Origin of the sequence: Candidatus Accumulibacter phosphatis, from assembly GCF_012939955.1 — a bacterium.
Lineage (GTDB): Bacteria > Pseudomonadota > Gammaproteobacteria > Burkholderiales > Rhodocyclaceae > Accumulibacter > Accumulibacter delftensis.
Genome location: NZ_SPMY01000019.1, coordinates 208,209 through 219,813 on the forward strand (window position 1 = coordinate 208,209; position 11,605 = coordinate 219,813).

Here is an 11,605-nt window from a genome sequence, read left to right on the forward strand (position 1 = left end):
TGGCAAGCCTCAGTCAGACGGGGCGCTCGCCACGTCGCCAGCAGCCGGTCGCGCTAGGCTGGGCTGGACTTGAGGAAGGTGGCGCCTTCGACCAGCGCGCTGATGGAGAGCGCGGAGGGTGGCACGACGGCAACTCCTTTGAGCGTTATGCCGTGCGAGATCAATGCCAGGCCGGGTCGTCTTGGCCCTCCTCTGGTGTGCTTGCTCGAGTTGACGATGGAACATCTACTCGTGCAGACGAGGGAAACACCCCTGGTCGAGCGATGGTCCGGCGCAGAAAGTGTGAATTTCAGGTCGGTGACGATCACCGTGTCGGTTGGCGCAATCTTTTCTCAATCAATAGAATGGATGCGTCCACACCATCGACGCGCCGCCCCCCCCTCACGCCGGCATCACGCAGCCCCCACCAGGAGCATCCACATGAACCGCCCCCGCGTATTCGCCATCGACGGCATCGTCCCGGTCGTCGACCCCAGTAGCTACGTTCATCCATCGGCGGTTCTGATCGGCGACGTGATCGTCGGCCCTGGCTGCTACGTCGGGCCCTGCGCCAGCCTGCGCGGAGACTTCGGGCGCCTGATTCTCGAACCTGGCGTCAATGTGCAGGACAGCTGCGTCATGCACGGTTTTCCCGGCAGCGATACGATCATCGAGGAGAATGGCCATATCGGCCACGGCGCCGTACTGCACGGCTGTCGCATCGGCAGGAAAGCGCTGGTCGGTATGAATGCCGTGATCATGGACAACGCCGTCGTCGGTGAATCGTCGATCGTCGCCGCCTGCGCCTTTGTCAGAGCGGGAATGGACGTTCCACCGAACTCCCTGGTCGCCGGCGTTCCGGCCAAAGTCATGCGCCGGCTCAGCGAGCAGGAGATGGCCTGGAAAGTCGAGGGAACACTGACCTATCAGGAACTCACCCGACGCTCGCTGGCAACGCTGGTCGAGACCGAGGCGCTGACCGCCGTGGAGCCGGACCGCAAACGTTTCGACATGCCCGGCGTTAAGCCGCTGATCGAGCTACGCAAGCAGGCGCAAGACGGCGACGAGCGCGAGTAGTTGGAGGATGGCACTGGATTGCCGCGTCGGCTGCGCCTCCTCGCAATGAACCTGAACCGGCCAGCCAAAGCTCCGACGCCCCCTGTGTCAAAATGGACCTCGATAGGGACGCCCGCACGCACATAAGTGCGAACCCGCATGCGACCACCAATGCGCGCACTATGCGCACAATGCGGACGCCGCGCTCCTGCTCGCCGAACAGACAGCGAGCGCAATTTACAGCCGTGACGCAGCGAGCCAACTGATCGACCTGCAACTGCTCGGCGCTCGCCCCGCTTACTCGCGATTGACGATGCGCGTTCGACCAGATATGGTCGACGGCCACCCTATCTGTCACGGTGCTTATCTGTTCACTCTCGCCGACTCGGCTTTTGCCTACGCCTGCAACAACGACAACCGCAGCACGGTTGCCTCGGCGCGCCCTATCGACTTCCTCAGCCCGGCACGCGAGGGTGAACTGCTCGCAGCCGAGGACAGCGAAGTCGGCTCATCAACCAACACCGCCGACCTGATAGCGGATGCGGTTGAAGGAAACCCGCAATGAGGCCTCGACCTCGACGGTCGCTCCCTGCCCTCCCCCCCGCAGCACAGCAGGTCGACGATACACAGCGCAACACCGCGGTGCGCGCTCGCCTGCGCAACCCCGTACCCCCCAGTCGACACCAGCGCGCATTTGTCATGCACGCCCGCACGCGCTCGACCACATCAAGGAATACCCGTAAATGAACGAAGCTTTTATCTGCGACGCCGTCAGGACTCCGATCGGCCGCTATGGCGGCGCGCTCTCCAGCGTGCGCGCCGATGACCTCGCCGCACTACCGATTCGCGCCCTGATCGACCGCAACGCCGGTGTGAACTGGGCGCTGGTCGATGATGTGATTTATGGCTGCGCCAACCAGGCCGGCGAAGACAACCGCAACGTCGCGCGCATGGCCGGCCTGCTCGCCGGCCTGCCGGTCGAGGTGGCGGGGATCACGGTCAACCGCCTCTGCGCCTCGGGCATGGATGCCGTCGGTATGGCCGCGCGCGCGATCAAGGCCGGCGAAGCCGAACTGATGATTGCCGGCGGCGTCGAGAGCATGTCGCGCGCACCGTTCGTAATGCCCAAGGCCGACAGTGCTTTCTCGCGCAGCACCGCCATCCACGACACGACGCTTGGCTGGCGCTTCGTCAATCCGCTGCTGAAGAAACTCCACGACACGCACTCGATGGCACAAACCGCCGACAACGTCGCTGCCAAATTCAGCGTCTCGCGCAGCGATCAGGACGCTTTCGCCCTGCGCTCGCAACAGCGCTGGGGTGCTGCGCACGAAGCCGAGCGCTTTGCCGACGAAATCATTCCCGTCCGCCTGTCACAAAAGAAAGGCAGCGCGAACGTCATCAGCACCGACGAACACCCGCGCCCGGACATGACCCTGTCCCGATTGGCAAAACGCGAAGGCATCAACGCTGCGGGCCTCACCGTCACCGCCGGCAACTCGGCGGGCATCAATGACGGTGCCTGCGCGCTACTCATGGCCAGCGAAGAAGCGGCCGTCAAGCACGGCTTGACGCCGCGTGCCCGCATCGTGGCCATGGCCACCGCCGGCGTCGCGCCGCGCATCATGGGCGTCGGTCCGGTACCCGCGATTCGCAAACTGCTCGCCAAAACCGGGCTGCGTCTGGAGCAGATGGACGTCATCGAGATCAACGAAGCCTTTGCCGCGCAATGTGTCGCCGTGCTGCGCGAACTGTCGATCCCGATCAACGCCGCGCACGTCAATCCAAACGGCGGCGCCATTGCCGTCGGCCATCCACTCGGCATGACCGGCGCCCGGCTGATCACCACCGCCACCTGGGAGCTGCGTCGACGCTCCGGCCGCTACGCGCTGTGCGCTCTATGCGTCGGCGTCGGCCAGGGCGTGGCGATGATCATCGAGCGCGTCTGAGCCAGCCAGCTAGTTGAACTGCCCGGCGTGTTCAATCTTCCGCATTCAGGTCCGTCATCAGGTCCTTGACGGTGGCGAACGACTTCAGACCACGACTGCAGAAAGGGTAAGTTTTGCGATGGTTTCGCGCGCCAAGGAAATCAACCGCTTGCGCGTCGCAAATGTCTGTTGCAAAACGAGCCGATGAAATACGCCAGGTGCGCGGATCGACCACGGCCGTTTAGGCGACCGTTAGGCGAACCCAAGCCAAACGGCTAACGCGCGATTGACCGCCAGCATGGTTTTGTCATCAACGTGTCCGAAGATGTCACCGACTTTCTCGCAGGGCACGGTCTGAATCTTGTCAATCATTACTTGCGACAGGTGTTTAAGGCCGTTTTCGGCGGTCGGCTTGATTTCGACCCGAAATAGCGGGGTCTCCCGCAACTCGCTCGTTACCGGCAGGATGGTGACGGACGGATGCGTTGCAAACAGGTCGGATTGCACGACGAGAGCCGGTCGCGGCTTGCCGTAGGCTCCCTGCAAGACGATTGTCACCAGGTTGCCGCGCTTCATGCCGACCAGCCATCACGGCTGGCGGCTTCGTCGAGGAACTCCAGAATGTCCTTTTCCTGCGGGTCGTGTTTGAGGAGCGCGGATTGCCGCACGCACTCCTGGGCGAAACCGGCGCTGCGCGTATCGGGAACCCAGATTTGAACCGGCCGCAAGCCGCTCTTCCGCAAATTTGTCCTGTGCTTTTGCACCCGTTCGATAACACCTGCCATTTCGCGCCCCATTTGTTACATGCAACACTATACCAAAAATGATGTTACATGCAACAAAATTGCTTCTCGAGCCCCCGCCGTAGCTTCTCGCCTCTGCCGTCGGGCGGTCCCTAGTTCTATTGAGAACGGCCACTATACTTGCAGCGCAATGCTCTGTTGGCTCTGTTGGCGGCAGGCGTTGATGCCCGGCCATCTGTACGAGGATCGTGCCTCCGGTGCCAAAGATGATCGGTCTGGCTTGGCTAGGGCGCCCCGCCAGACCCTTTGGCCAGAACCGGCGCAGCTTGCCCGCCGTCGTGTTGCGGCACCAGCAGCGCCTCGATTTCAGCGACATCCTTTTCCGAGAGCACCCCGGCAGCCGTTTTCAGGAGCAAGGTACTGGCAAGGAATTCATAGCGCGCCTGCACGAGATCACGCTGGGCAAAGAACATCTGCCGTTCGGCGTCGAGAACGTCGGTATTGGTGCGGATTCCCGCCCTCATTCCGCGCTTGGTTCCTTCGACCGCGACGATGCTGGCGTCAACTGCCTTGCGATAGGCGGCGACCTTGCCAACCCCGGTCTCGACAGCCAGAAACTGGCGCTTGACTTCGACCATCACCTCATTGGTGGCCAGATCGAGTTCGGCCATCGAGCGCCCACGATTGGCCACCGCCTGCCCGGTCAGGGCATTCACCCGGCCACCGGCATAGAGCGGAATGTTGAGTTGCACACCGACGGTGTTGATCGAGCTTTTCTGGTTGAGGGTCGAGAGCGTCTCGTTCTCCGCTTTCATCGCCCGCGCCACCAGGTCCAACTGTGGCAAATGGCCGGCGCGCGCACGTTCGACTTCCAGGCCAGACAGCTCGACGACCTTCCTGCGTGCCCGGATCTCCGGGTTGTGCTCCTGTGCCAGCGCAGACCATTCATCGAGTTGGCTCGGCGTGATACCCGTCGGCATGAAATCCGGCCGCAGCACCCACAGATCGCGCAGCGGCGTACCGGTCATGCCTTCCAGCACGCGCCTCGTCACGGCCACCCGGTCGAGCGCCTCGGCACGACCGGCGCGGGCAAACTCGAGCCTCGACTCGGCCTCGGCAATCTCGGTAATCGTCCCTTCGCCGCCGCGCCGCATACGCTCGGCAAGCTCGCGCTGGGCGCCATAGGCGGCAATTTCGGCATCGGTCAGGGTCAGGCGCTCGAGCGCCAGCAGTGCCTCAAAGTAGGCGGTCGACACTTTGCTGGCCAGTTCCGCTTCCTTGCGATCAAACACGGCGTTGCTGTAGGCGGCCTGCACGCCGCCTTGTTGATAGCGCACGTAGCTCTCGTAGTTGAAGAGCGGCTGGCGCAGGGTAATCGCCGCCTGCTTGTCCTTGTAGTCGAGGTCCTGCGTCACGTTGGCCACCGTCGACTCGCGATCGCCGGTGTTCTGCGCATAGCTGCCGGTAATCGAAATCGTCGGCAGCAGGCCGGCGCGCCCGATGTCGATCGCGTACTGGCCAGCGTCGCGCTCGAAGCGAGCCGCCTGGAAGGCCGGGTCGTTCTGGCGTGCGGCTTGATAGGCATCGAGCAGACCCACGGCAAAGGCGCCCGAAGACAACAGCGCCAGGCTGCAGGCGCTCAGTGCAGGCAGGCGGTTGCGCATACTCACTCCTCGGTCAGTGCTGCATTCATACGGTCGACCAGCGGCTTGAAGAGGTAGTTGAGCATTGTCCGCTCGCCCGTCTTGACGAATACCTGCGCCGGCATTCCAGGCTTGATTTCATGCATCTTCAGTTTCTTCATGCCGGCTTCGGTAACCAATACCTTGCCGCGGTAGAACGGCGGCAACCTGCCTTGCGGATCGGTTGTTGCGTCGGCGTCGACCTGCACGAACTCGCCGGGTATCTGTGGCGTGGTGCGCTGGTTAAAGGCCGGAAAGGTGATCTCGACCGGCAGGCCCGGGCGGACCTTGTCGATCAGATCGGTGGGAATCTGAACCTCGATGCGCAAGGGCTCATTTTTCGGCACGAGGTCCATCAAGGGCGTTCCCTGCGCCAGAACACCACCGACGGTGTGCACACTCAGGCCAACAACGATGCCTTCACTCGGCGCATGCACGGTGGTGTTGTCCAGCTCAAAAGCCAGGCCTTCAAGGCGACTCTCCAGCGAGCTGGTTTCCTTCTGCACCTCCGACAGGGCGTTCTCGACCTCCTTGTGGTATTCCTGCTGCCGCGCCACCAAGCGCATCCGTGTCTCGCCGATGCTCTGCTGGGCGCGCCCGAGATTACCGAGATCCTCGGAAATGGCTCCATTGAGCTGCGCCAGCAGGCGTTCCTGCTCGGACAGGCGATTGCGCGGCAGATAGCCTTCGGCCGCCAACTCGCGCAACCCCTTCAGTTCTTCAAGGAGCAAGCGCGACTGTTGCTCTTTCGAGCGCCGCGTCGCCTCGAGTCCCTTGGCGTACGATTGCAAGCCCGCCAGCATATTCTGCATGGCAGCCAGTTCGGCTTGCAGTCCCGCCTGCCGCGACCGCAGAAGCTGCGTCTGCACGGCCATCGCGCTGGCCGCTCGCGGATCGTCCTTGTTCTTCAACAGTTCTTCGGGAAAGACGATCTCCGACTGCCCCGCCACATCGGCCAGCAAGCGCGCCTCGGTCGCTTTCGCCACCAACCACTGACTATGCGTCACCTGATGTTGCGAGCGCGCCGTCGTCGAGTCGAGCCGTAGCAGAACGTCGCCTTTACTGACTTCGTCACCGTCCTTGACCAGGATCGCCTCGACCATTCCCGGGCCCAGATTCTGTACGGTCTTGCGATTTCCCGTAACCACCACCTGCCCGCTGGCCGGCACGCCCTGATCGAGCGGCGCCAGCGCCGCCCACAGCATGAAGCCACCGAAACCAAGGGCCACTATCAGCCAGCCGATTCGGGAAACGCGGCGATGATTGATGTCCACACCGCTGGCAGCGGCCTTGGCCGTTTCGGCCGAGACGTCGGTCAGTTCAGTGATTTCGCTGTCGGAAGCGTTCTTGCGCTCGAACAATTTCTTTGCCATCGCCCTCTGCCTGGTAAATCAGACGCCGACGACGGGCGTCGATGGAAGACCACTGGCCGCCGCCGCAGGTGTCGCCGGTCGAGCCGTGCCTGCGCTACGCCCGGCTGGCGGTGACGTTGGGGCATTTGCCGCATTTGCCGCATTTGCCGCATTCGGTACATTCGGCGCGTTGGCTGAGCGCATCGCCGCCAGGATCTGGTCGCGCGGACCGTGTGCCTTCACCGTCCCCTCGTGCATCACCAGAATGCTGTCGGCAACCGCCAGTGTAGTCATCCGGTGGGTGACGATGACCACCGTCCGCTTTTTCGCTTTCAGGCGCCGGATGGTGTCGGCCAGGGCGGCCTCGCCGAGATCGTCGAGGTTGGAATTCGGTTCATCGAGGACAATAAAAGCCGGGTCGCCGTAAAGTGCGCGTGCCAGACCGATGCGTTGCTTCTGGCCACCCGAGAGCGCGCTCCCCCCCTCCCCGAGCGGCGTGTCGTAACCGTTGGGGAGCAGCAGGATCAATTCATGGACACCGGCGGCCTGCGCGGCCGCCAGGACCTGGTCCGAATCGACTTCGCCAAAACGGGCAATATTCTCGGCGACCGAACCGCCAAAAAGCTCGATGTCCTGCGGCAGATAACCCAGATACGGGCCCAACTCGTCCTTGTTCCACTTGAAAATTTCCGAGTTGTCCAGGCGCACCGATCCAGCCAGCGTTGGCCAGATGCCAACCAGCAAACGCGCCAGCGTGGACTTTCCGGAAGCGCTGGGACCAATCACGGCGACCACTTCACCGGCCTGCAGCTTGAAGTTCACATTCCGCAGGATCAGCGTCTTGCTCCCCGGAGCCCCCGTCGCCGCGTTCTCGACGGCCACTTCGCCAAGCGGCCGGGGCAGCGGCATTCCGGCAATGCGCGCCGGGTACATGCCCAGCAGTTCGCTCAAGCGCTTGTAAGCCGAACGTGCCGAAACCAGTTGCTTCCAGTTGCCGATCAGGGCCTCAACCGGCGCCAGCGCCCGACCAACGAGGATCGAGCCGGCGATCATCATTCCCGCCGTCATCTCTCCCTCAATGGTCAGCAGCGCGCCATAGCCCAGCGCCAAGGACTGCAGTGAGATGCGAGCAAAGCGGGTCAGCGCGGTCAGCATACCGGCACGATCGCTGGCCAGCGCCTGTTGCTCGAGGAACTTCTGGTGGAGCTTGAACCAGCGCCCGCGAATCGCCGGCAGCATGCCCATGGCTTCGATCACTTCGGCATTGCGCAGGTTGTTGTTGGCTTGCGCGTTGGCCGCCATGGAGAGCTTTTGTGCCTCGCCAAGGGGCCCCGCCGAGACGCGCTCGTTGACCACCGCCAGCGTCACCAGAAGCAGGACACCGACCAGAGCGAAAATGCCAAGATGGGTGTGCAGCATAAAAATCACGATCAGATAGATGGGCATCCACGGCGCATCGGTCAGCGCCACCAGCCCGGCACCGGTCAGGGTCTGGCGCATCGAAGCCAGATCGTGCAAGGCCTGCGCGGGATTCTGGCCTGCCTGCCGTAAGTTACGTTCGAAGGTCGCATTGAAGATGCGCTGGTTGACATCGAGATCGAGGCGAGCGCCGACGCGGACGAGGACCATCGAGCGGATCCATTCGAGCAAGGACATCAGTGCCAGCAGGCCGAGCGCAATCAGCGTCAGCATCAGCAAGGTGGTCGGATTGCGACTCCCGAGTGCACGATCGTAGAGCTGCAGCATGTAGATCGACGGCGTCAACATCAACAGATTGGTGAAAAAGCTGAACGCGCCAACGGTCATGAACGCCTGGCGAAACGACAGCAGCACCCGCTCGAGCTCGGGGCGTTTGGAGGGATCAGTCATGCACACTCTTCCTCGGAAACGATGATCCCAAAAAGAAAACCGGACAGGCGCGCCCTACGGCGCGGGCCGCTGTCTGGCTGCCGGAGAGCAAGCGGAAGCACTTGCGCATCCGCGCTTCGGACGGCTGCCTGCGAGTGGATCGCACGTGCCGCAACGGCGCCAGCGGCCAGCACCATGCAATGGGGAACCGTGATACGCATGAAGCTTTCCCAGGGGACGCGCAGGGCCTGTCACGGCTTCGACGAATTTGTTGTTGCATCTTGGCATCAAGAGCCATGCTCAGCAGTCACTTTGGCCGCAGCCTCAGGCATCTCGTGCAGCGGACAGCAGCTGACGCCCAGTCTGGCCAGGCGCAATAATGACATAAGCAGCAAGGGTAATCCAGCCCGCTCCTTGCCTCGATGTGACAATAGTCACCGTTCCCCATGTATTGCTGATGCGCTACTTCCGGCACCTGGCACACACAAGAACGCGGCACGCCAGCTCAATGGCGGCAGCCGACATCGCGGCCAAGAAAATCCTTGACGCCATGGGGTGCTCCCTTGCGCAAAGTGATCGAGGCGAAATCCGTGGGTTCGGAAGCTTTCGTCTGAATCGCCATCCACGGCTAATGGCCGGACAGGGCCAGCAGTGTCGGGTGGCAGCGGATGACCGAGCCTTGACGCTCAAGAACGGCGCTCTTGAGATTGTCGTGCAGGGCGACACGCCTGCAGCCGTCCCAGGCGGCCAGCACGCCGACGTGGCGACGCAGGACGTTCTCCCTGTAAGCGCCGAGGTCGAAGCGCAAGAAGATCTGCCGCGACCAGGAGAGTACGGCAAAAAAGCCCATCAGCGTCCGGCTTACCCGACCGATCTCCAGGTGGCCGAAGTGCCCCCAGTCGATCTGCATCTGCTCGCCTGGCAGAGTGCGCAAACGCCGGTAGGCGACGGCCGGCTCGAAGACGCCGTCGATGACGCAACAGTCGAAGTGGCCGTGCTCGTTCAGGCTTGAGCCGAACCGATGGATGAAGGCGACCGCCCCGATCCGGGCCGTGGAAGGGCAATCAGGGCACTGTTCGCGCAGGCAGCGGCCTCATGCGGCGATGGGCTGGGTCTCACCAGCCGATCGCCCGCCGCACGGCGGCCCAGTCGATCTCGCGCAACAGCGGCACGGCGTCTTCGCACAGATTGCGCTGCGGCGGCTGGCCGCTGGCCAGGGGCAGGCCGCAAAGACGTTTGCGCGACCACGCGGTCAGCAGTCGCACCTCGTCGGTGGGCCGCTTCGGGTCGACCAGATCGGCGCGCACCTGCACCATCGGCACGCAGTCGCGCGACGCGCCGGCAGCACTTTCGTAGCGCAGCGCACGCCGTTGCCGGTCGAGAACGCAGGGTCGACGCGACCACAGGCCGGTGCGTTGCGCGCGGCGGAGTCCAGCCCGGCCAGCGTCGCCTCGGTCGTCGCCAGCGCCAGCCGCGGCCCCCACCAGGCGCTCCTCGGGTCACGCGCCGCCGGTTCGGTCATCTGCGGGCGCTGGCGAGCGGTATCGGCCTCGTCGGTGCGCGCTGCCGCATCCAGTCGCTGGGCCAGCGCCGCCGGATCGCGGCTCTCGGTCTTCCAGCGCTCCTCACGCTTGGCGCGGCGCGCTGCGATGGCCTGTGGCGTCATCGACCCCCCGAGTTGGCGCAGCGAGGAAGCAAAGCCCGCATCCTGCTGGGCCACGAACTTGCGCAGCCGCTGCGCCTCGGCCTCGAGCAGCGGGCCCAGCGCGGCCGCTTCGAGCGCGCTGCGTCCGTCGCGGGTGAAGATGATCATGTCGGCATAGACCGTGCCGCCGTCGGCTTCACCCAAAACGCGCGGCTGCGCGAAGCTGTCCTGGGGAACGCCGTGGCTGTCGCGGTCGCGGCCGAACTTGCCGCGGGTCGCGCGGTCTTCGAGCTTGCGGGCTTCGGGCACGCGGTTGGTGGTGAAGTACAGCAGCCGGTGTGCCCCACCGAGCACCGACCACAGCGAAGTGTCGGCACGGCGGCGCACATCGTTCGGCGCCGACCAGTAGACGGTGAAGTCCTGCTCCACCAGGCGCGGCGGCCCGACCACGGCCCGGCCCCTGTTTAACCTACCAAAAAAAACCTCTCTCATAATTAATTGCTTGCAGGGGAAATGAATTTCTAATGGCACAACAAGCGCGTAATGGGCTGTCAGGCGATCAGTTTTCGGAGTCCGCCGGGTTGTGAGTGGATGCCCAAGGCGCGATAGATGGCCATTTGCTCTGGCTCGGCGTTGATGGCCTTGCGGACATGGAGCGTGCGGCCATCGCGCTGGCGGAAAGTCGTCGTCCGGCACTGGATCGAAAGGGTCTCGCGCAAAGTCGTCCAACTGTCGTGAATGCCAGCCGCCTTCAGCTTGACGCGAAGGAACTGCACGCACTGGTAAGCCAACACGGTAATGAACAGATGGCCGTCGGCGCGATCTTCCGTGTGATGGTCGATCGGCCGCAAGCCCAGTTCGCTCTTCAGGCTGCGAAACACACTTTCCAGGTCGGTCAGCAGAGTATAGGTGCGCCAGAACCGCTCTTCATCCCAGTCGAGTTGGCCAGGCGACCTTGGCTTCGCTGGCGATGCCCGCGTCCATGATCACCAGCGCCCCCGCCGGGGCGTTTAGCCCGGTGAACATGCCGGCCAACGTGCCGGCTTCGCTGACATTCCCTTCGAAGGTCTGCGAGCGGCGCACAAAGCCGCTGCCGTCGAGCACTAGACCAAGCGTCACCAAGGGGCAATCGCTACGCTTCTCCTTGGAACGGCCACGCTTGACCTTGCGATTGCTCGGGACTTCGCCTTCGAAGTAGGTCTTGGTCAGGTCGTAGAGCGTGCGAACGGTGCCAAACAAACACGCTTCAATCACCTCCCGATGCTTCATCAGGACGTCCGAACCCCGGTAAAGAGCCATGTGCAACATCGACAGGAAGTCGACGTCGATCAGTTCGCCCAAGGCGCTGTGCTTCTGCAACCAGTTCCAGGTC

Annotated in this window: 11 protein-coding genes and 2 pseudogenes; 3 read left to right on the plus strand and 10 right to left on the minus strand. The window is 63.4% G+C overall.

Going from position 1 to position 11,605, the window contains the following annotated elements; all coding sequences use genetic code 11:
- Positions 1–420 precede the first annotated feature (420 nt).
- The 3 genes from paaY to pcaF all read left to right on the plus strand — a co-directional run bounded on the left by paaY (position 421) and on the right by pcaF (position 2,984).
- Positions 421–1,056, plus strand: coding sequence for a phenylacetic acid degradation protein PaaY (gene paaY / locus E4Q23_RS07810; RefSeq protein WP_169066102.1), 636 nt, complete (start codon positions 421–423; stop codon positions 1,054–1,056).
- A 292-nt stretch (positions 1,057–1,348) separates the two neighbouring features.
- Entirely contained in the window at positions 1,349–1,600 is a 252-nt protein-coding gene (locus E4Q23_RS07815; protein ID WP_248595304.1) for a hotdog fold thioesterase, read from the plus strand.
- Positions 1,601–1,778: 178 nt separating this feature from the next.
- Positions 1,779–2,984 (plus strand): 3-oxoadipyl-CoA thiolase, encoded by a 1,206-nt coding sequence (pcaF, locus tag E4Q23_RS07820; RefSeq protein ID WP_169066103.1) that lies wholly within the window; start codon positions 1,779–1,781, stop codon positions 2,982–2,984.
- A gap of 231 nt (positions 2,985–3,215) precedes the next feature.
- Here pcaF and E4Q23_RS07825 read toward each other — a convergent pair whose 3' ends face one another.
- From E4Q23_RS07825 to E4Q23_RS25160, 10 genes and pseudogenes are all read right to left on the minus strand, one after another.
- A complete protein-coding gene (locus E4Q23_RS07825) occupies positions 3,216–3,539 on the minus strand; it encodes a type II toxin-antitoxin system PemK/MazF family toxin (RefSeq protein WP_169066104.1) in 324 nt (107 codons plus the stop codon).
- On the minus strand, positions 3,536–3,691 hold the full coding sequence (locus E4Q23_RS07830) for an antitoxin MazE family protein (protein WP_423753324.1): 156 nt from the start codon (positions 3,689–3,691) through the stop codon (positions 3,536–3,538). The genes E4Q23_RS07825 and E4Q23_RS07830 overlap by 4 nt, the downstream gene beginning before the upstream one ends.
- Positions 3,692–3,990: 299 nt before the next feature.
- Positions 3,991–5,370 carry a TolC family outer membrane protein gene (locus E4Q23_RS07835; RefSeq protein ID WP_169066106.1) on the minus strand — a complete coding sequence of 460 codons (1,380 nt, stop codon included), beginning with the start codon at positions 5,368–5,370 and terminating at the stop codon, positions 3,991–3,993.
- Between the two features lie 2 nt (positions 5,371–5,372).
- The gene (locus E4Q23_RS07840) at positions 5,373–6,761 is read right to left on the minus strand and encodes an HlyD family type I secretion periplasmic adaptor subunit (protein WP_169066107.1); all 1,389 of its coding nucleotides are present in this window, start codon (positions 6,759–6,761) and stop codon (positions 5,373–5,375) included.
- A gap of 18 nt (positions 6,762–6,779) precedes the next feature.
- Positions 6,780–8,609: a type I secretion system permease/ATPase gene (locus tag E4Q23_RS07845; RefSeq protein ID WP_169066108.1), complete on the minus strand. Its 1,830-nt coding sequence runs from the start codon at positions 8,607–8,609 to the stop codon at positions 6,780–6,782.
- Between the two features lie 607 nt (positions 8,610–9,216).
- A complete protein-coding gene (locus tag E4Q23_RS07850) occupies positions 9,217–9,498 on the minus strand; it encodes a hypothetical protein (RefSeq protein WP_423753325.1) in 282 nt (93 codons plus the stop codon).
- Between the two features lie 45 nt (positions 9,499–9,543).
- Positions 9,544–9,633, minus strand: a pseudogene (locus E4Q23_RS25155) (transposase); the annotation flags it as partial.
- 70 nt (positions 9,634–9,703) lie between these two features.
- Positions 9,704–9,895, minus strand: coding sequence for a hypothetical protein (locus E4Q23_RS07860; RefSeq protein WP_169066109.1), 192 nt, complete (start codon positions 9,893–9,895; stop codon positions 9,704–9,706).
- A complete protein-coding gene (locus E4Q23_RS07865) occupies positions 9,841–10,683 on the minus strand; it encodes a hypothetical protein (RefSeq protein WP_169066110.1) in 843 nt (280 codons plus the stop codon). Before E4Q23_RS07865 ends, E4Q23_RS07860 begins: the two co-directional genes overlap by 55 nt.
- Positions 10,684–10,784: 101 nt before the next feature.
- A pseudogene (locus tag E4Q23_RS25160) lies at positions 10,785–11,605 on the minus strand (IS1634 family transposase); the annotation flags it as partial.

Coding starts and splice junctions, on each gene's coding strand:
- paaY (WP_169066102.1), top strand. CDS start 421: ATGAACCGCCCCCGCGTATTCGCCATCGACGGCATCGTCCCGGTCGTC.
- E4Q23_RS07815 (WP_248595304.1), top strand. CDS start 1,349: ATGCGCGTTCGACCAGATATGGTCGACGGCCACCCTATCTGTCACGGT.
- pcaF (WP_169066103.1), top strand. CDS start 1,779: ATGAACGAAGCTTTTATCTGCGACGCCGTCAGGACTCCGATCGGCCGC.
- E4Q23_RS07825 (WP_169066104.1), bottom strand. CDS start 3,539: ATGAAGCGCGGCAACCTGGTGACAATCGTCTTGCAGGGAGCCTACGGC.
- E4Q23_RS07835 (WP_169066106.1), bottom strand. CDS start 5,370: ATGCGCAACCGCCTGCCTGCACTGAGCGCCTGCAGCCTGGCGCTGTTG.
- E4Q23_RS07840 (WP_169066107.1), bottom strand. CDS start 6,761: ATGGCAAAGAAATTGTTCGAGCGCAAGAACGCTTCCGACAGCGAAATC.
- E4Q23_RS07845 (WP_169066108.1), bottom strand. CDS start 8,609: ATGACTGATCCCTCCAAACGCCCCGAGCTCGAGCGGGTGCTGCTGTCG.
- E4Q23_RS07850 (WP_423753325.1), bottom strand. CDS start 9,498: ATGCAGATCGACTGGGGGCACTTCGGCCACCTGGAGATCGGTCGGGTA.